This is a genomic window from Lientehia hominis (genome assembly GCF_021044755.1).
Lineage (GTDB): Bacteria > Bacillota > Clostridia > Lachnospirales > Lachnospiraceae > Lientehia > Lientehia hominis.
Genome location: NZ_JAJNOR010000001.1, coordinates 149,084 through 168,989, shown reverse-complemented (window position 1 = coordinate 168,989; position 19,906 = coordinate 149,084). Strand labels below are relative to the sequence as shown.

At 47.6% G+C, this 19,906-nt stretch carries 16 protein-coding genes and 1 riboswitch; of the genes, 15 read left to right on the top strand and 1 reads right to left on the bottom strand.

Features of this window, described 5'->3' with window-relative positions; genetic code table 11:
* The first annotated feature begins 25 nt into the window (after positions 1 to 25).
* The 4 genes from LQE92_RS00770 (at position 26) to LQE92_RS00755 (ending at position 3,807) form a co-directional block, all read left to right on the top strand.
* Positions 26 to 973: a dimethylarginine dimethylaminohydrolase family protein gene (locus LQE92_RS00770; protein WP_231061110.1), complete on the top strand. Its 948-nt coding sequence runs from the start codon at positions 26 to 28 to the stop codon at positions 971 to 973.
* A gap of 117 nt (positions 974 to 1,090) precedes the next feature.
* The gene (locus LQE92_RS00765) at positions 1,091 to 1,570 is read left to right on the top strand and encodes a hypothetical protein (RefSeq protein ID WP_231061109.1); all 480 of its coding nucleotides are present in this window, start codon (positions 1,091 to 1,093) and stop codon (positions 1,568 to 1,570) included.
* Between the two features lie 174 nt (positions 1,571 to 1,744).
* Positions 1,745 to 2,584, top strand: coding sequence for a tyrosine-type recombinase/integrase (locus tag LQE92_RS00760; RefSeq protein ID WP_231061108.1), 840 nt, complete (start codon positions 1,745 to 1,747; stop codon positions 2,582 to 2,584).
* 356 nt (positions 2,585 to 2,940) lie between these two features.
* Positions 2,941 to 3,807 (top strand): transcriptional regulator, encoded by an 867-nt coding sequence (locus LQE92_RS00755; RefSeq protein ID WP_231061107.1) that lies wholly within the window; start codon positions 2,941 to 2,943, stop codon positions 3,805 to 3,807.
* Here LQE92_RS00755 and LQE92_RS00750 read toward each other — a convergent pair.
* Positions 3,799 to 4,854 (bottom strand): ribonuclease H-like domain-containing protein, encoded by a 1,056-nt coding sequence (locus LQE92_RS00750; RefSeq protein ID WP_231061106.1) that lies wholly within the window; start codon positions 4,852 to 4,854, stop codon positions 3,799 to 3,801. The two genes, LQE92_RS00755 and LQE92_RS00750, sit on opposite strands and share 9 nt — an antisense overlap.
* Before the next feature lie 173 nt (positions 4,855 to 5,027).
* Here LQE92_RS00750 and ruvA point away from each other — a divergent pair, with 173 nt between their 5' ends.
* From ruvA to LQE92_RS00695, 11 genes are all read left to right on the top strand, one after another.
* On the top strand, positions 5,028 to 5,642 hold the full coding sequence (ruvA, locus tag LQE92_RS00745) for a Holliday junction branch migration protein RuvA (RefSeq protein ID WP_231061105.1): 615 nt from the start codon (positions 5,028 to 5,030) through the stop codon (positions 5,640 to 5,642).
* Positions 5,643 to 5,695: 53 nt separating this feature from the next.
* Positions 5,696 to 6,706 carry a Holliday junction branch migration DNA helicase RuvB gene (gene ruvB / locus LQE92_RS00740; RefSeq protein WP_231061104.1) on the top strand — a complete coding sequence of 337 codons (1,011 nt, stop codon included), beginning with the start codon at positions 5,696 to 5,698 and terminating at the stop codon, positions 6,704 to 6,706.
* A gap of 128 nt (positions 6,707 to 6,834) precedes the next feature.
* Complete coding sequence (locus LQE92_RS00735; protein WP_231061103.1) at positions 6,835 to 7,248, top strand: cell division protein ZapA; 414 nt, start codon at positions 6,835 to 6,837, stop codon at positions 7,246 to 7,248.
* Between the two features lie 100 nt (positions 7,249 to 7,348).
* On the top strand, positions 7,349 to 9,547 hold the full coding sequence (locus tag LQE92_RS00730) for a U32 family peptidase (protein WP_231061102.1): 2,199 nt from the start codon (positions 7,349 to 7,351) through the stop codon (positions 9,545 to 9,547).
* An 8-nt stretch (positions 9,548 to 9,555) separates the two neighbouring features.
* Positions 9,556 to 11,010 carry an FtsW/RodA/SpoVE family cell cycle protein gene (locus tag LQE92_RS00725; protein ID WP_231061101.1) on the top strand — a complete coding sequence of 485 codons (1,455 nt, stop codon included), beginning with the start codon at positions 9,556 to 9,558 and terminating at the stop codon, positions 11,008 to 11,010.
* A complete protein-coding gene (locus LQE92_RS00720; protein WP_231061847.1) occupies positions 10,922 to 12,418 on the top strand; it encodes a peptidoglycan D,D-transpeptidase FtsI family protein in 1,497 nt (498 codons plus the stop codon). The genes LQE92_RS00725 and LQE92_RS00720 overlap by 89 nt, the downstream gene beginning before the upstream one ends.
* Positions 12,419 to 12,507: 89 nt before the next feature.
* Positions 12,508 to 12,960: an NUDIX hydrolase gene (locus LQE92_RS00715; RefSeq protein ID WP_231061100.1), complete on the top strand. Its 453-nt coding sequence runs from the start codon at positions 12,508 to 12,510 to the stop codon at positions 12,958 to 12,960.
* A 123-nt stretch (positions 12,961 to 13,083) separates the two neighbouring features.
* Positions 13,084 to 14,598: a carboxypeptidase M32 gene (locus tag LQE92_RS00710; RefSeq protein WP_231061099.1), complete on the top strand. Its 1,515-nt coding sequence runs from the start codon at positions 13,084 to 13,086 to the stop codon at positions 14,596 to 14,598.
* A gap of 75 nt (positions 14,599 to 14,673) precedes the next feature.
* Positions 14,674 to 15,402, top strand: coding sequence for an MBL fold metallo-hydrolase (locus LQE92_RS00705; protein WP_231061098.1), 729 nt, complete (start codon positions 14,674 to 14,676; stop codon positions 15,400 to 15,402).
* Between the two features lie 236 nt (positions 15,403 to 15,638).
* On the top strand, positions 15,639 to 17,744 hold the full coding sequence (locus LQE92_RS00700) for a thioester domain-containing protein (protein ID WP_231061097.1): 2,106 nt from the start codon (positions 15,639 to 15,641) through the stop codon (positions 17,742 to 17,744).
* A gap of 59 nt (positions 17,745 to 17,803) precedes the next feature.
* Positions 17,804 to 17,986, top strand: a riboswitch (cobalamin riboswitch).
* 84 nt (positions 17,987 to 18,070) lie between these two features.
* Complete coding sequence (locus LQE92_RS00695; RefSeq protein WP_231061096.1) at positions 18,071 to 19,894, top strand: VWA domain-containing protein; 1,824 nt, start codon at positions 18,071 to 18,073, stop codon at positions 19,892 to 19,894.
* Positions 19,895 to 19,906: the final 12 nt, after the last annotated feature.

Genomic DNA, 19,906 nt, shown 5'->3' with positions numbered 1-19,906 from the left:
GGCAGTATAAAAGGAGGATGAAAATATGGCTGAACAGACGACAAATACTTTTAGGGAGGATTTGCCGAAGCTTTATGGAGATTGGGGAGTGGATTCGGAAATTGGAAAGCTGCGCTCTGTGCTGATGCGCCGTCCGGGAAAGGAAATCGAAAATATCACGAGAGAGGACAGTGAAAGACTGGCCTTTGTCATGACAGACGGAGATGATTATAATCCGGAATTAGTGAGGAAACAGCATGATGAAGTGGCGCGGATCTACCGGGAAAACGGTGTGCAGGTGAATTACGTGGAGGAAATGGATGAAAGCTGTCCAAACGCCATGTTCTGCCGGGACCTGGTCTTGGGAACTCCGGAAGGCGTGATCATGGCAAGGCCTGGAATCGCCGTCCGCGTTCCCGAGGTGAAATATGCAGCCCAGGCGGCAGCAAAGCTGGGAGTGCCTATCATCAAGACGGTCAATGGAACGGGAACTTTTGACGGCGCCTGTGTTTTTTGGATAGATCGGGAGACGGTGATCTTCGGAACAGGTACCCGCTGCAACCAGTCCGGATACGATCAGGTGTCGGGGGAACTCTACAACATGGGCGTGAAGAATATTTACACACTGAGCATTCCGAGAAGACTGAAGCATCTGGACGGTATGCTGTCCATAGCCGACCATGATGTGGCCCTTGCCTTTTCCAGGAGCACTCCTGAGATCGTGTATGAAGCTCTGGAAAAAAGAGGCTTCCGTGTATTGGAGATTCCTACTTTGGAAGAACGGGACAACCTGGCGGCAAATCTGGTGGCACTTGAGCCGGGCAAGGTCTTAATGCCGGCCGGAAATCCCCTGACGAAAAAGCTTTTGACAGAGGCTGGAGTAGAATGTATAGAAGTAGACATCAGTGAAATCAAGAAAGGCGGAGGAGCGCTGCACTGCATCACTGCCTTTTTGAAGAGGGATTCTATCCCTGTGTATCCGGTAAAAGAATGAAGTGAAAAAATAACCAGCAGTTTCTGCTTGCAAGCCTCCTAAAATAATGATATGCTTTTACCTAGCGATTAATGAGAAAATTGTCGAATTTTAGACATTGCTTTAGGAGTGTTGTTTATGATAGATTCTGCAGCCATTTTAGAACGGCTGATGGAGTATTATGCGAATGATTATGATCTGACCTGTCCTTACCAGCTGGGAGACACAATTTATGATACTTATGCAGCTTACAGCCACTTCAATTGTTTTGAACACGCTTTCATCCGGGATACGCTCACTTTGTCAAAGGGTGATATCTTTCGTTTTAAGAACTATCTGACTACGGCCATAGAGCCGTTTTTAGTGCGTGGAGGAGAGGAGTTCCCCGCTCCGGGACATATATATACGTATGTGACCGGTATTTTTATCAGTGAACGAAAAGTTAGGGATGATGTACGGCGCATTATCAGGCATTTCCGCTATTACAGGGGCTATGGATTTTATAACCGGGGATACTGTCAGGCACGGATTGCCGCTTTTGATACGGAAACGGGGACCTTGATATGCAGTCCTGCCGCAAAAGAACTGATGCTGGAGTATCGAAGAATATTGGGATAATGAAAGATTAGCTCCCTTCTGGACTGACGAGCGAAAAAAGCTTGTCACTCAGGGGGGAGTATTTTTTTGCTCTTTTATAAAATATACCTTCTGAGAGCCGCTAAAAGGAAAACGCGGCTGAGTTGGATAAAAGATGAATGAAATATTCATACTGAAAGCACAGGAGGGATTTATATGAAAGAAATCATCATAACAGAAAGTACAATCACTCGTTATCAGTCGTATTTGGTCCGTGAAGAAAAGAGCCCGGCCACGATTGAAAAATATACCCGAGATGTCCGGGCATTTTCCTTATTTTTGTCTGGACGGGCCGTGAGCAAGGAGCTGACGGTAAGCTATAAACGTAAACTGACAGAAGAAGGGTATGCCGTGCGATCCATCAATTCCATGCTGGTATCAATCACCCGTCTGATGGTGTTTTTGGACAGACCGGACTGCATAGTAAAGACTATCAGGACGCAGCGGCAAACCTATTCGGAGGAAGAAAAGGAACTGACCAAGGAAGAGTATTACCGGCTTCTGAGAGCGGCGAAGGTCAGTCCGCGGTTATGCCTTCTGCTTCAGACCATCTGCGGAACTGGTATACGGGTATCGGAACTGCAATATTTTAATCTGGAAATGGTACGTCGGGGAGAAATCACCATTTCCTGCAAAGGCAAAATTCGAAACATCCTTGTTCCGGGTGGACTTAAAAAAAAGCTGCTAGACTATGCGAAAATAAACGGCATCCAGAGCGGCGTGATTTTCCGTACAAGGAGTGGACGTCCTATGAACAGAAGCAACATCTGGAAGGAGATGAAAAAACTCTGCGAATCGGCCCGCATAAATCCCAATAAGGTTTTCCCTCATAATTTACGAAAGCTCTTTGCCCGAACCTTTTACAGTATTGAAAAAGATATTGCCAAGCTGGCGGACATCCTGGGCCACAGCAGCATTGAGACGACCCGCATTTATATTATGACTTCCAGTACAGAACACCGCAGGAAAATAGAATGTCTGGGGTTGGTGGTTTAACAGATAAAATAAAAAACCACATAATTTGTATTATGTAGTCAGAGCGCCTTCAATTCTTGTATATAAATACCAATATCTAGTAATCGTTTTATCATACATAGTAAGAAATTTCAAGAAACCTGCGAAAAAAAAAATAATATTTCAATCTATAAAAAATCTGAGCAACACAATACCGCTCCCAGTACTTTTTCTTGAGAAGAAAGATGAGGGCGTATTTTGTGTTTCTTATTTTATTTCTGTTTTCCTTCAATGTAAGATTTTAATTTAGTTTCCCATCGTATGATACTACATAATACAAATTATGTTCCTGTGGTTGAATAGTGCTGCGTCTTCTTGATGGAAGGGAGCATTGTACGATGGATAAAGCTGGGATAAAGGCAGTACCGGAAAAGAAACTCTGTCAAGATCTCACAGGAAAACGTTTTGGAAAGCTGGTGGTGCTGGAATATGTGAAGCCGGAGAAAGGAATGGGCAGATGGAAATGCCGGTGTGACTGTGGGAATATCACCTACAAACGTACGGGACATTTAAATGCGGGGACAGCTGTCAGCTGCGGCTGTGCGAGAAAAAATCATACGCAGGATCTGGCCGGCAGGAGATTTGGAAGATTGACTGTCCTGAAAAAAACAGAGCAGACAGGAGACGATGGTTCAGTATTGTGGGAATGTCAGTGTGACTGTGGAGGCATCTGTCTCATTTCCACAAATCAGCTCAGAGGAGGGACAGCGAAGAGCTGCGGATGTGCTTGGCGCCGGCCGACGGTCCAGGCCGGCGACCGGTTTGGAAGACTGACAGCAGTCTGTCCTACAGAAAAGCGTAGTTCAAAGGCTGTAGTATGGGAGTGTTTGTGTGACTGCGGCAACACGGTGGAAGTGCGTTCCACTTCTTTGCAGAACGGACACACCGTCAGCTGCGGCTGTGCGAAAGCGGACATCGATGCCGGGAGGGATTTTAAAAAAGTGTTGACCTACAGGGATGGCACCTGCATTGAATTTCTGAAAAATATTGACAGGCCCACTAAAAGCACTTCTTCAGACACTGGGGTCCGCGGAGTCCGGCTTTTGAGGAATGGAAAATATAATGCTTCCATTACTTTTCGCCGGCATCGATACAGTTTGGGCACATACACGAAAGTGGAAGATGCCATATCGGCACGAAAGCAGGGAGAGAACATGGTGAAAGAATATTTGGAAGATTATAAAATTTCTCGGTTTTCATTTTAGAAAGGAAAGAGAGGAGGAGAGGAACTGCTCTAAAAGCCCGTCCTCCAGCCACATGTTTTCCTGATATTCTACGTAGGAAGGGCGGGATTTATATTCTTCATAAAATAGAGGATGTTCTCCGGCTGCAGTTTCCGGAAACGGGATAAAGAGTCCGTCTCGTTTCTGATAGCAGGTCCTGGCCGTGGCCTTTACCCGGTGGTTTTTATCGACGTAGGCGGCGACACTTTTGTGCAGGGCTTTGTCTTCCTCGGGAAGATAATAGTAGTTACCGTAATCCTGGAAGAAATATTTTAGTGTTCCGTTTAAGACTGGAATCCGGAGCACAAGGAGGTCTTCCTTACAGGAAAACGTATAGGAATCAGAAGAAAACCGGCAGGATACAGGTACAGCTTCTGATTCGTTCCTGCAGGTGACAAGAAGCTCCCTTGCTGTTTCTTTCTCATATGTCTGGTAGGTATGGAAACGCTCCTCTTCAAAGTGAAATCTGCTTCCAAAAAAATCCTGGAAAGACAAAAGAGAAAGCAAGGCGGGAAGTCCCTTGACGTCTTCTTCATTGTGCAGAATGAGTACATGGAAAAGCCGGTCATCCTTTGAGCGGAGGTATTCCTTATAGATTTCTATCAGCTGCCCTCCGTTGAACGGATCTTCTCTGCCAATTCCTAGAAATGCCTCCAAAGTCTTCTGTTTGCAGTCAGTAAGCGAGAGGAGCTTTTTAAGCGGCCGAATTTTCCGGTAGATATCCAGGCTGGCAGGAGTCTGTCTGCCAGAGGGTGTCTGGAATTTTGCTGCCCGCTCTCTGAGAAATGGAATATCAAAAGTGGTTCCGTTGAAGTGGACTAAAGTGGAAAAGCCGGAAGAGAACGTGAGAAAATGAAATAAAAGCTCCCGCTCAGCTTCCGGTGAGTCCGCAAACCATTGTTTCAGATGCCAGGATCCATCCTTTACATATACACACCCGATCAAGTATATCATGTCTTTTTTGGAAGAAAGGCCGGTCGTCTCAATATCGAAAAACAGGAGCTCCTCTGGATTTCCCAGACGTCTCATATCATATGCAGTTTTAAATGAGTATTCTTTTGTGATAGCTATCATGTCCTTATTATAAGTGGCTTATTTTTTTGTGTCAAGGAAAAAAGAACACTTGTACGAAAAAACTTGCCATGTCCTGGGAACTATGTTAAACTGTTCATGGAACGGAAGAATGAAAGAGGGACAGAAAAATGATTTCATATATCAAGGGAAGACTTCTGGAAGTGTATGAGGACTCGGTCATACTGGAAAATGGAGGGATTGGTTATCAGATTCAGGTGCCGGTCTCGGTTCTGACAGAATACTCCATAGGGGAAGAGATTCAGATTTATACCTATCTCTATGTGAGAGAGGATGCTTTAAGCCTTTATGGTTTTTCTTCCCGGGATGATTTGGATATATTCAAGCTGCTGATCGGTGTCAATGGAATTGGGCCGAAGGGTGCCTTGGGGGTTCTTTCTGTCATATCGCCGGATGACCTGCGATTTGCGGTCCTCTCGGAGGACGCCAAGTCCATAGCCAGAGCACCTGGGATTGGTCTTAAAACGGCCCAGAAGGTCATATTGGAGCTGAAGGACAAGCTCAGCCTGGAGGACGCATTTGAAAGAAAGAGCGCCCATGAGGCGGTGAAGGGAAAGATATCCGGAACTTCAGCGGACAACAAAGGAGAAGCAGTCCAGGCTCTGACAGCGCTTGGTTACAGTGCTTCGGAAGCTATGAAAGCCGTCCGCCGGATACCGGGCGCAGAGGAGATGGAAGTGGAAGCGATCTTAAAAGCCGCCCTGAAAACGATGGCGCTGTTTTGATTGGGAAAATAAAGGCGCAACAGGAGCGGTAAGGAGAAAGGAAGTTTCTGCCGATGGAAAAGCGGATCATCAATACGGAATTTACCAGAGAAGAGCAGGGGATAGAAAACCACCTGCGGCCCAGGACTCTGGATGAATACATTGGACAGCAGAAAGCCAAGGATATGCTGCGGGTCTATATCGAGGCTGCAAAGTCGAGGGGAGAATCTCTGGATCATGTTTTGTTTTATGGACCGCCTGGGCTTGGAAAGACTACCCTTGCAGGTATACTAGCAAATGAAATGGGATCGGAACTTAAGATAACCGCAGGGCCTGCCATAGAGAAACCGGGAGAAATGGCGGCCATTCTCAATAATTTAAATGACGGAGATATCCTTTTTGTGGATGAAATTCACCGTCTGAACCGGCAGGTAGAGGAAGTGCTCTACCCGGCCATGGAAGACTATGCCATTGATATTGTCATCGGAAAGGGAGCGTCCGCCCGCTCCATACGGCTGGATCTGCCTCATTTTACGCTGGTAGGAGCGACTACCAGGGCGGGCCTTCTGACGGCTCCCCTCCGGGACCGGTTCGGGGTGGTACATCATTTGGAATTTTATACGGAAGAGGAACTTCTGGCTATTATCCTGCGGTCTGCAAAGGTACTTCAGGTGGAGATCGTAGAAGATGGAGCCAGACAGATTGCCTCGAGATCAAGGGGGACGCCGAGACTGGCCAACCGATTTTTAAAAAGAGTCAGGGATTTTGCTCAGGTGAGATATGATGGCGTTATCACTGCAAAGGTAGCATCGGATGCTCTGGATCTTCTGGATGTGGATCCGCTGGGTCTGGATTATACGGATAGAAAGGTTCTGCTCACAATGATTGAAAAATTTGGCGGGGGCCCTGTCGGCCTGGATACTCTGGCGGCGGCTTTATGTGAGGATGTGGGTACTCTGGAAGACGTATACGAACCGTATCTCCTTAAAAATGGATTTATAAACCGTACTCCCAGAGGCAGGACGGTGACGAAACGGGCTTATCATCATCTGGGCCTGCCTTTTCCTGAGAGCACAGAGGTATAAGGCGGGCAATGGATACTATATCTTGTGTCTTTTCTCTAAAGTTGTATATTTCTAGTTGTCTTTTATGGGGAATCCCATTATAATATAAGGAAAGACTGGCGGGACCAGGGAACATAAGGAGAAGCAAGATGAGTTCCAGAAATTATACGGATGTGATTATTGCCGGAAAAGTATATACTCTGGGCGGCTACGAGAGTGAAGAATATCTTCAGAAAGTGGCCGGCTATCTGAATGGCAAAAACAGCGAGCTCAGAAAAGTAGACGGTTTTCTGAGGCAGACGCCGGATTATCAGAATGTGCTTTTACAGCTAAATGTGGCGGATGACTATTTTAAGGCTGTTGGTCAGCTGGAAGAGCTGGAAGCCCAGACAGAGGCGCAGGAAAAGGAAATATACAGCCTGAAGCATCAGCTGGTGACGGCTCAGCTCAGGCTGGAGGAAATGAAAAGGGATTTGGAAGAATCACACCGTCATACGGTATCACAGGAAGCAGAGGAGAAGCAGCTTCGGCAGGAGATACAGGAAGAGCCGGAGGAAAAATAATGAACACAGGCGGATATGTGTCTGCAAGGATTGACAATGAAATGAATTGGGGGACGGCTGATCAGCACGGGCCCCCTGTTTTTCTGCTGAGGGACAAGGTATGAGAAAAAAAGTAATGGAAGTGCTGGCGCCGGCTGGCTCTTTTGAGAGCATGCAGGCGGCCGTCAGCGCAGGGGCTGACGCAGTGTATATGGGCGGCACGCGGTTTGGCGCCAGGGCATATGCGGAAAACCCGGAGCAGGATATGCTGCTGGAAGCCATAAATTTTGTACATCTTCACGGAAAAAAGTTATATCTGACGGTCAACACTTTGTTGAAAGAGAAGGAGTTGAGAGGAGAGCTCTATGACTTTTTACGTCCTTTGTACGAAGCGGGGATAGATGCGCTGATTGTACAGGATATGGGAGTTTGGCAGGCGGTGAAGCGATGGTTTCCTGGGCTCCCGATTCATGCCAGCACACAGATGACCATAACGGGCGTAAAAGGAGCTATGGAGGCGGAGCGGTTGGGAGCATCCCGAATCGTGACGGCCAGAGAGCTGTCTGTAGAAGAGATTCGAGAAATCCGCGAACAGACGGATATTGAAATTGAGACCTTCGTTCATGGAGCGCTGTGCTATTGTTATTCCGGCCAATGTCTTTACAGCAGCCTGATCGGCGGAAGAAGCGGAAACAGGGGGCGGTGTGCACAGCCCTGTCGTCTTCCCTATGGTGTATGGGAGAAAGGCCGCAGATTGTCCGGAGTGGATCAGGGCTATGTGATGAACCTGAAGGATCTGTGCGGATTGGATTTTCTTCCGGCGCTTATGAGGGCAGGAGTGGATTCCCTGAAAATAGAAGGACGGATGAAAAGCTCCAGATATACGGCGGGGGTGGTGAGCGTTTATCGGAAATATGTCGATATGCTTTTTAACAGAAGTGAACGGGAATACCGGGTGTCACAGGAAGACAGGAAGCTTCTGCTGGGACTTTTTGACAGAGGTGGATTTTCAGACGGATATTTTCGCGACCACAACGGGAAACAGATGGTGGCGCTCTCAGAGAAGCCGGCTTTCCGGGAGGTGGAGGCCGGTCTTCTGGCGGATTTGGACCGCCGCTATTTGAATCATGAAATTAAAGAGAAAATAAAGGGAAACTTAACAATTGCTCAAGATTTGCCTGCTAAACTATCTTTAATCCAGGGAGAGACGAGTGTTTCTGTGGAAGGAGACACGGTGCTGTCGGCGAAGAACCGTCCGCTGAAGGAAACAGATCTGAGAAAGCAGATGGAAAAATTAGGAGGGACTCCTTTTGTTCTGGAAGAGCTCTCCATTCAGATGGATGCCGGTATATTCCTTCCGGTCAAAGCTCTGAATGAGCTGCGGAGAAAGGCTGCGGATGCTTTAAAAGATACTATATTGAAAAAATACAGAAGGAAAGCGGAAGCGGAAACCATAAAGACGGGAGACGCGGATATAGAGCCGCAGGTTCGGATGGCGTCCACGGAGACTTCTGTTCCGCTGTCTGTTTATGTGGAGGAGGAAGGACAATTCTATGCAGCGGTGAGGGAGAAAGCAGTCTGCAGGATTTATTTTTCCGTGAATCGGATTTCGTGGGTAAAAATATCCGCATACGCGGGGGAATGCCATGATAGGGGAAAAGAGTTCTATCTGGCACTTCCTCAGATTTACAGGAGCCGGGCAGACGAAGAGTTTTCTGCCCAGGAACGTTTTTGGCACATTCGGGATGTTGACGGTTTTTTAATAAGAGTGGTGGATGAACTGCATTTTATGGAAAAATTGGGAACAGAATATGACTATGTGGCGGATCATTCCTTATATTCCTTTAATAAAGAAGCGAGGAACTGGCTCAGGCAGTCTGGAATGTCCATGGACACGGCGCCTTTGGAGCTGAATGAAAGGGACCTCCGGGAAAGAGGATGTGCCGGAAGCGAGATGATCGTGTACGGAAGGCTTCCCATGATGGTATCGGCCCAATGCATTCGAAATACGGCGGGAGGCTGCGACAGAAAGCCTGATCTCATGGAGCTGGAGGACAGGAAAAAGAAGCGATTCCCAGTGAAAAATTATTGCAGATTCTGTTATAATATGATCTATAACAGCGATGTGCTGTGGCTGGCGGATGAGATACCGGCAATCATGCGCTTAAAGCCTTCCATGATGCGGCTCCTGTTTACAACGGAGGAGCCCGGAGAGGTTACTCTTGTCTTAAAAGCGTTTGGAAAGGCGCTGAGGGGCGAAGAACCCGGATATCAACCCGCCGCCCGCACAAAAGGGCATTTCAGACGGGGAGCAGAGTAGGTGGAAAAGTGACGAGTTTAGTGATTCAGGCAACCAAATATGTGATGATAGTGCTGATTATTTTGTATACATTGTCCACATATCATTATCTTCGGATGAAGACCCATAAGCGTAGGAACCGAGCCTGTGTAATGCAGCTTTTTTGTATGTTCATGCTGCATCTGACCGGATATCTGGCCATTACATTATATACGAATCAGGTGTCCATGGTGACGTTTTATCTGGCTCAGTTGGTTTTCTTCATTTTGTATCTGATGTTTTTTCATATTTTTTATCGGAAAGCGTCCCGACTACTGATCAACAATACTTGTATGCTGTTGGCCATAGGCTTTATCATGCTCACCAGGCTGAATGTGGACCGGGCTGTGCGGCAGTTCATCATAACGGTGGCGGCGGCTGTAGTGGCTATGGTGGTCCCGGTGATTGTTCGGAAGATGCGGTATCTCTGGAGGTTCGGCTGGATTTATGCGGGAATCGGAATCGCAGCCCTGGCCCTGGTACTGGTCTTCAGCATGACCTCCTATGGAGCGAAGCTTTCCTTTGATATCGGAGGTCTGTTCTCACTTCAGCCTTCGGAATTTGTGAAGATCTCTTTTGTGTTTTTTGTGGCCTCCATGTTTCAGACCAGCATCAGTTTCAAACGGGTCTGCGTTACGACTGTGGTCGCGGCGATGCACGTACTGATCCTCGTAGCTTCCAAGGATCTGGGAGCAGCGCTCATCTATTTTGTTGCCTATCTCCTGATGCTGTTTGTGGCGACGAAAAGCTACTTATATCTGCTGGGAGGGACCATAGCGGGAAGTGGAGCTTCCGTGCTCGCATATAAGGTGTTCGGCCATGTCAAGACACGTGTACAGGTATGGAAAGATCCTTGGGTGGATGCGACCGGCGACGGATGGCAGATTATCCAGTCTTTGTTCGCCATCGGAAGCGGCGGCTGGCTGGGAGCAGGGCTCTATCAGGGAATGCCGGAAACTGTGCCGGTCGTTCGGTCTGACTTTATATTTTCCGCGATTTCTGAGGAATTTGGGGCGATTTTCGCCATTGCGCTGATTTTAATTTGCTTAAGCTGCCTTCTGCAGTTTTTGTGGATATCTACTTGGATGGACGGAATGTTTTATAAGATCATAGCTTTTGGGCTGGCGGCAGTATATGGCGTGCAGGTGTTCCTGAATATCGGAGGCGTCATCAAATTCATTCCCTCTACGGGAATAACGCTTCCGTTCGTGAGTTATGGAGGCAGCTCGATCATGAGTACTTTTATCATGTTTGGGATTATTCAGGGGCTTTATATTTTGAAACAGGATGAGGTTGATAGAATTGAACAGGAAGAAGAACAGGAACGAAGACGACAGGCCGTACACGCGCAAAGATATGGAAAAGGTGCAGAAGGCTCTGGAAAGTCAGGTGAAGGAAGAAGAAGAAATCCTTCAGGTAGAGGAAAGAACCAGAAAAGTAAATAGAGAGATTCGCCTTGCGGGAGTCCTTTTTGTGCTGATGTTCATCGCGACCATCGGTTATTTTTCCTATTATGTCACAGCGAAGAGTAAGGATATCATCAACAGCTCTTATAATGCAAGACTTGATACATTTTCGGAAAAGATCGTGAGAGGAGAGATCCTCGGGAGCAGCGGAGAGGTGCTGGCTAAAACCGTGGAGGATGAAGAGGGGAATGAAACGAGGAGTTATCCATATGAGAACCTGTTTGCCCATGTGGTCGGATATTCTGCATCCGGAAAGACGGGACTGGAGTCGTCTGCAAACCAGTATCTTCTCACTTCCCACCTCAATGTCATTGACCAAGTGAACAATGAATTGTCTGAGGTGAAAAACCCTGCGGATAATGTGGTGACGACTCTTGACCCGTATCTGCAGCAGCTGGCATATGATGCATTAGGGGATTATAAGGGAGCCTGTGTGATCTTGGAGCCCAGTACCGGAAAAATACTGGCAATGGTGTCAAAGCCAGACTATAATCCAAATACGATATCCGCGGATTGGGAGTCTCTGATATCGGAAGAGAACCAGGACGCGAACCTTTTGAACCGGGCGACCCAGGGACTTTATCCGCCCGGCTCCACGTTCAAGCTTTTGACTACGCTAGAATATATCCGGGAGTACCCGGATACCTGGGAAAACTATCAGTTTGACTGTGAAGGTACACTTCCCTATGGAGACGCGGTCATGAGCTGCTATGACGGTCATGTGCACGGCCATCTGAATCTGCGTCTGTCTTTGGCAAATTCCTGTAACTGTTCTTTTGCTACCGTCGGACAGCAGCTGAATCTGGACAGTTTCCATGCGCTTTGTAACAGTTTCCTGTTCAATACGGAGCTTCCGCTGTCCATGGAGTATAAGGAGAGTTCCTTTGTTATGGACGGTACCTCAGGCCTGGCTGAACGGGTGCAGACCTCCATCGGGCAGGGAAGGACCATGATATCCCCTATTCATAACGCGATGATTACGTCCGCGATTGCCAATGGAGGGACCATGATGTCGCCGTATTTGATCGACCGAGTGGAAAGCTCTGATGGTAAAATTGTCAAGCAGTTCATGCCCTCGTCTTATGGAAAGCTTTTATCTGCCTCAGAGGCGGAAACTCTTACAGATTTTATGGTGGCTGTGGTAAATGAAGGGACCAGTCCTTCACTGCAGTCGGACAGCTATCAGGTAGCAGGAAAGACCGGTTCTGCGGAATTCAATTCCAATAAGGAAGACAGCCATGCCTGGTTTGTCGGTTTTGCTCCCGCGGAAAATCCAGAAATCGTCATCAGTATCATTTATGAGAACGGAGGGTTAGGCGGTTCCGTGGCTACAAAAGGAGCAAAGGCACTTTTTGAAGGATATTTTTCCAGAAAAAACGGACAATGATCACATGAAAGCGGCGGCCCTTGCACCTGTCTGCAAAATAGGGTATAATCTCGTTAGAGCCAGACACACCAAGACCAGGAGGGATTGCAATGATCGAAGCAAAGAGCTGTGGCGGTGTGGTTATATTTCGCGGCAAAATTCTTGTCCTATATAAAAATTATAAAAATAAATACGAGGGCTGGGTATTGCCGAAGGGAACTGTAGAAGCAGGAGAATCCTATGAGGAGACGGCGCTGCGCGAAGTGAAAGAGGAAACGGGCGTTCAGGCATCCATTGTCAAATATATTGGGAAAAGCCAATATTCGTTCAACATTCCGCAGGATACTGTGGAGAAGGACGTGCATTGGTATCTGATGATGGCGGACAGCTATTACAGTAAACCACAACGGGAGGAATATTTTCTGGATTCCGGATATTATAAATTTTATGAAGCTTATCATCTCTTAAAATTTCAGAATGAAAAGCAGATCATGGAAAAAGCCTATCACGAGTATCTGGATTTGAAGAAAAGGAACCTCTGGAACAGCAAAAGGAATGTTTAGGCGAAAATAGAACACAATAGAGAAGAGGATGTGGGAGCATCCTCTTCATTCCTTTATAGGAAAAGAAAGCTTTGCAGGATTGCCCCACATTGATTTTTTATGGATATTTAAAGGAGGGATTTTATGGAAGTCAAAGCAGCAGAAGAAAATAAGGGGGACGAGTTTTCTGATTTCCTGGAGAGGTGGAATGCCCTTCAGACCGCTCTCACCCTTTTTGATTGGGACAACGAGACTCTGGCGCCGCCGGAAGCGGCAGACCGGACGGCAAAGGTCGTAGGAACATTATCTGCCGCCTATCAGGAGCTTCTCGTGAAGGAAGAGACCGGGAAGCTTTTGGAGAAGGAGAAAAAAAAGGAGGGGCTTTCGGAGATTCAGAGGGCTGTTCTGAGACGGCTGGAACAGGAGCGGGAAAAGCTGTCTGTCATTCCGCCGGACGAATACCGCCGTTTTTCGGAACTTACGGCTGTGTCTGTCAGCAAATGGAGCCAGGCAAAGAAAAACGGAGATTTTAAAATATTTGCGCCGATTTTGTCTGAGATCGTGGATACGAGAAAACGGTTTGCGTCATATCGGAAAAAAGAAGATGAAAAGCTTTATGACATTCTTCTTTCCGACTATGAAGAAGGATTCACGATGGAAATTCTGGACGATTTTTTTGAGCAGGTGAAAGCTGAAGTCGTGCCGCTTGTGAAGGCTGTGGCAAAAAAGGAGCCTGTGGAGTCCGGATTCCTTTTTCAGACTTATGATATAAAAAAACAAAAGAGCTGGAACAGATGGCTGGCAGCTTATCTGGGGTTTGACTTTTCCAGGGGTGTGTTTGCGGAAAGTGAACACCCGTTTACGACCAGCCTTCACAAAGATGACGTGCGAATCACCACGCATTATTATGAAGATAATTTGGAAAGCGCCATTTTTTCCACAATCCATGAGACTGGTCACGCGATATACGAACAAGGAAACAGCGACGAAGTGACGCAGACTCCGGTCATGGGAGGAACCTGCGGCGTACATGAGTCACAGTCCAGGTTTTATGAAAATATCCTGGGAAGGAGCAAGGCGTTTTGGGAGCCAATCTATGGGAGATTACAGGATCAGTTTCCGGAGCAGCTAAAAAACGTATCCCTAAATCAGTTTCTGCGGGCGATAAACCGGGCAGAGCCGGGACTTATCCGGACTGAGGCTGATGAGCTTACCTATTGTCTCCATATCATCGTCCGGTATGAACTGGAAAAAAAGCTGATTGACGGAAGCCTTTCGGTGGAGCAGCTGCCAGAGGAATGGGAGCGGCTTTATGAGGAATATCTGGGGGTAAAGCCGGGCAGCTCTGCAGAAGGGGTGCTCCAGGATATCCACTGGGCCATGGGAGAATTCGGATATTTTCCTTCTTATGCCCTGGGAAATGCCATGGCGTCCCAGATATATCATCAGATGTCAAAGGAACTGGATGTGGAAAGCCTGCTGAAGAGCGGAGGATTGGCACAGATCACCAAATATCTGAATCAACACATTCATAAGTTCGGCGCTGCCAGAAAAATGGACGAGGTGCTGCGGGATATAACAGGTGAGCCTTTCAATCCCCATTACTATATCGCCTATCTGAAGCATAAATATTCGGCACTTTATGGATTAGAACTATAAAACATTGGGCGCCCACACGGCCTGCGCATGAAGCGGCGGGCCGCTGTCTCCGCCCACAGTGAAAGGAGGTCTTATATGAAAATTACATATATCCATCACAGCAGCTTTTCCATTGAATTTTCCAACGCTGTCTTTTTGTTTGACTATTATGCGGGAGAACTGCCGGAATATCCCAGGGAGAAGGACATTTTCGTACTGGCGAGCCATAAGCATGACGACCATTTCCGGGTGTCAGTGCTGTCCCTGTCTGAAATCTATCCCAATATCCATTTCCTCCTGTCGAAGGATATCCGGATGAACCGTGCCTATCTGGAAAGAAAAAAGGTTCCGGCTTCGGCCTATGATAAGATTTCCTACATTGGAAAGAACTCCTCGGCGGAATTTATGGTGGGCGGCAGTGTCCTCCAGGTGGAGACGCTGGCCTCCACAGACGAGGGTGTGGCTTTTCTTCTGGCATATGAAGGAAAAAGCCTGTATCATGCGGGGGATTTGAACTGGTGGACCTGGATTGGAGAGACAGAGGCTGAATATGAAGATATGACCAGGCGGTTCCAGACTGAGATTCAGAAAATGGAAGGAAGACATTTTGATGCTGCTTTTGTTCCGCTGGATCCCAGACAAGAAGAACGGTATTGGTGGGGATTTGACTATTTCATGAGGAAGACAGATACGGATGTTGTATTTCCTATGCATTTTCAAATGGATTATATGGTAATGGACCGTCTGTTGAAAGAGACAGCATCCGAGCCATACCGGCATAAGATAAAGAGAATCAGGAAAGAGGGAGAGACGTTTTCCTGTTGAACTTCGGCTGGTTTCCTGTTATAATGGCTTCTGCAGGGAAGGGCAGGAAGCCAGCTTATTCTTTGCACATCAGTTATTTCATGACCAGTTCTGGTCAATTATTTCCATATTATATTTAAAAATCAATAGAGCAAATACCAAAGAGAAGCAAATTTAAGCCATAAAGGAGGGGAAAGGTCTGTTATTAAGTTTGCTTCCTGTCCGTCCAGAAACCATTTTATGAGAGGACGGATTATATGAAAAGAAAAATCAGCAGAACCATTTTGTACCTGTTTATGGGATTGGCAGCCGTTTGTTCTGTGGCGAAGGCAGTGGAGGCTTCTGTATCCGGGTTTTTAAAAATTCCCTTTGAAAAGATGTATCTGGCGGTCAACGATACCAGCAATGTGATTCAGGCGTATCAGGATACCTCGGACGGGGCTGTGGCGTACTGTTTAAACAGTACGCTCCAGAGTCCCGACGGGAATCAGTCCTATGGAGGCGCCGGGGGCGCCGGTCGAATAAGCAGTGAAGGAATAGAAGCCATACGAAATATCATAGCCGATGGCTATCCATTGAATACAAGATATTGGTTGAGTAAGGGAATTCCCGAAGAGGCGCAGCGGCAGGCGACGCAGCTGGCCGTATGGTCAGTACTGGCTTCCATGCACGAGGAAGGCAGCGATCATGACTATTTTGCCTATGAAAAAGCCACTCCGATAAATCTGGACGGCGTGGACGCAGCTTCCATGTATCGGACTTTGGCCGGAAATGCTCTTTACGGAAACAGAATCAAGAGAAATCTTTCAATTAGTATCACAGGCGTTTCTGCGAGCTGGAGCGAAGAAGAGATTGTCGTCAGTTTTTCTGTTTTCGCGGAAAATCTGGATGCCTGCACCATATTGGCAGAGGGCTTGGAGGAAGGGAGTGAGATCAGGCTGGACGGAAAGGTTTTGGCTGGAAATTCCTGGAGTACAGAAACAGAACTCTCTGACCGGAGGACACATTCTTTGAGCTTTCCTTGGAAAGGAAACGGCAAAAAACAACTGGTCCTGCAGGCAACAGGATATGCGGGGGATGGAAACCAGGTATCTGTGTTTGAACCGTCAGACGGTGCTTATCAAACGATGGGGAAAGTAGAAAAAATAGGGTTGGCAGAAATAAAGTATGCGGAAAATGGAATCAAGCTGCCGGAGGAGCCAGGAAAGATTCAGGTGGAAAAGCATGACGGGGAAACGAAAGAACCACTGCCAGGCGTTCGCTTCGGCGTGTTTCCCTTGAATGCTCCCGTAGACTCTAAACCCATTTGCGAGTTTTTCACAGGAGATGATGGAAAAGGGATGAGCAGCTATCTGGCTGACGGCAGGTATGAAATAAGGGAGACTGAGGTCCCGGAAGGATATATAAGGACGCAGGAACCAAAGACCGTCACGGTGCGGGCGGGACAGATCGTGGACAGCACCTGGGAAAACCTTCCGGCAAAGGGAGCCCTGTCTCTAAAAAAACGGTCTTCGGAAGAGGGGGATTTTTCTGGGGACGCTTCGCTGGCCGGCGCGGTATATGAGGTCTATTTTCTTTCTGGACAGGAAGGAAACGGCGAAGAAGAACGCATTCTGATGGGACAGATCGTCACCGATGAGGCGGGAGAAGGGGTACTTGGCGGTCTTCCATTTGGGGATTATATAGTGACAGAGGCTGTTCCGCCGGAAGGATACTGGAAGAATCCGGAGGAATATGAGGCAGCGCTCCGATATCAGGATGATGCGACGCCTGTCGTAGAGGTTATGGTCGCGGCAGAGGATGAAATGATCAGACGGCCGGTTATCCTTAAGAAATACGGAGACACGGAAAAGGAGTTACCTCTTCCTCATGCCGGATTTTCATTTTATTTTAAGTCGTCTTTAGAACGAAAGGAAGGAAAATATGACTGGGAGAAGGCAGAGCCGGCCGTGATCGGAGACCAGGGAGAGACGGTCCTCTATACGGATTCCAATGGGAAACTAGAGACGGTGCCGCTTCCTTATGGTGTGTATCTGGTCCGCGAAACAGACGTTCCGGAGGGATATGAGTCATGTGATGAACTTGAGGTGCAGATCGGGGGAGAATCGAAAGGGGAGCTTGTGATCACAGCAATAAATGAAAAGAGGCCGGAAGAACCAGAGGAAGAAACGAAGACATCGGAAGCTCAAAGTGAATCGACGGAGTCAAGTGAGGAGAAGACAGAAAAGGAAACGGTACTGGCTCCGGCATCTCCGGAAACGGGCGACAGCCAAAATGGAGGTATTTGGTTTTTAATATTGGGGAGTGCGTTTTCTGTAATATTGCTGTTCGTGTGTTTATGGGCGAACAGAAGGAGGGGATAAGAAAGGCAAAAATTTGTTAAATAGCTATTTTGGATAAGCCAAATGAACAAAAAGATGCTATAATAAAAAAATATGGTGTATTTTAAATAAGTGAAATCATGAACGGGGAACCCGGTGAAAATCCGGGACAGTCACCTCTACTGTAACGCAGACGAAAAGGCGGATACCATTGGCAGATTTGCCGAGAAGGGCCTTGTAGGGAGAAGCGAAGTCAGGATATCCGTTGCCAGCTATTTCCGGGATGAGGGGATTGGTTATTATTTGTGACCCCTTTTGCCCCGGCAAAAGGGGTCATTTATTGTTTTGTTACTGGAGGATAAAGAAAAATGGGGTACCCATTTAGTGCATTGGTAGGAAATGAAAAGGCGAAACGGGCGTTGATCTATGCGCTGATCAATCCGGATGTGGGAGGCGTTATGCTCACAGGTGAAAAGGGGACGGGAAAGTCTACCATGGTTCGCGGCCTTGCAGATCTGGACCATAATATGAAATTGTATGAAGTCCCTCTCCACACGACGAAAGACAGGCTGTATGGATGCGATGACTGGGAAAGTATCACAAAAAACGGACGCAGAGAGCACATTCCGGGAATACTGGAACAGGCGAAGGGACATCTGTTATACATGGATGAATCCAATCTGCTGCCGGATGAGACGGCAGCCGGAATCTCTGCGGCGGCCGGAAGTATGGTTTTCATTGGCACTATGAACCCGGAAGAAGGCCAAGTCTCCCCTGGGTTTTTGGATAAATTTGGCCTTCTTGTATATTTGGAAGGAGAAAAGGAATTAAGGAAGCGGATGCAGATCATTGAACGCCGCCTGGAATACGAGGAGGACCCTCAAAATTTCTGCGACAGATTTCGGGATAAAACAGAGATGATAGCAAAGAACTTAGACAGGGCCAGAAAACGGCTGCACAGGATAGAAATCACGGAGGGCGCCAAAACATTGGCTTCTGAACTGGTAAAAGAAGCGGGGTGTGAGGGAAACCACGCGGAGCTGTTCTTGATTCAGACTGCCCGGGCCGCCGCAGCCTGGGGGAATGGGACCATGGTGACCGCGGCTCATCTTTTAGAAGCGGCACAATATGTTTTCCCTCACCGAGGCCGGCACAGATTGTCAGAAGAATGGGCGGAAAAGAATCAGGAAAACGAGGCGGAACGGAAAGAAGAGCAGAAAGACAGTAAGAAGGCGGAGGTTCCTGAAACGCAGCAGGAGACAGGCGAGGGATACAGGGAGAGCAGAGCAGCCGGCGGAAATGAGAGGAAACAGGAGCCGGATAAAAACCTTTCACAGGAGGAGAATTTTCAAGAAGCAGGCGGAGTATGTCCGGTCAACGATTGGATGAAGCACAGCGAAAAAGTACATTCTGCAAACTGTACCGGCAGAAGAATCCGGGCAGACGAAATAAAAGGTCAGGGACACACCGTGAAAAGCAGGCAGGGAATCCCTATGAGCGCATCAGATGTTGCGTTCGGGGACACACTGCTTCACGCGGCATTTCATTCTGCCGGAGGAAAAGGGGCCGGGGAACGAAAAATGGCGGTCCAGATAAAGCCGGAGGATATCCGGCTGAAGGTGAGAAGCGGAAAGACAGGATGTTATCTTTTATTTGCGGTGGATGCAAGTGCATCCATGGGAGCAAATGAACGGATGGCGGCCGTAAAAGGAATCGTACTTTCTCTTCTTCAAAATTCTTATGAAAAGCGTGACAAGATTGCTATGATCACTTTCCAGGATAAGGAAGCCCGCCTTTTACTGGAGTTTACTAACAGTGTGGATCTGGCGGCCAGACGATTAACGGAATTGAAGACGAAGGGGAAAACGCCTCTTGCAGAAGGGCTTCGTCTTTCTTACGAGATGATGAAGGGAGTCTTAGCCAAGGAAAGAGCAGTATTTCCGGTGCTCATGCTCATTACAGACGGAAGAGCGACGGCCGGTGGAAAAGCACCATATGAGGAGGCTGTCTGCCAGGCGGAACGCTTTGCGGGCGAGGCGATTCGCAGCATAGTGATTGATACAGAGCAGGGATATGTACGTCTTGGACTGGCAGAGCAGCTGGCAGAAGCCATGAACGGATATCAGATTCCCATGGAGAAGCTGACGGAAAGACCGGATATCTTCAGGGATATCCTGAACGAAATACGATAGAAGAACGGCTGC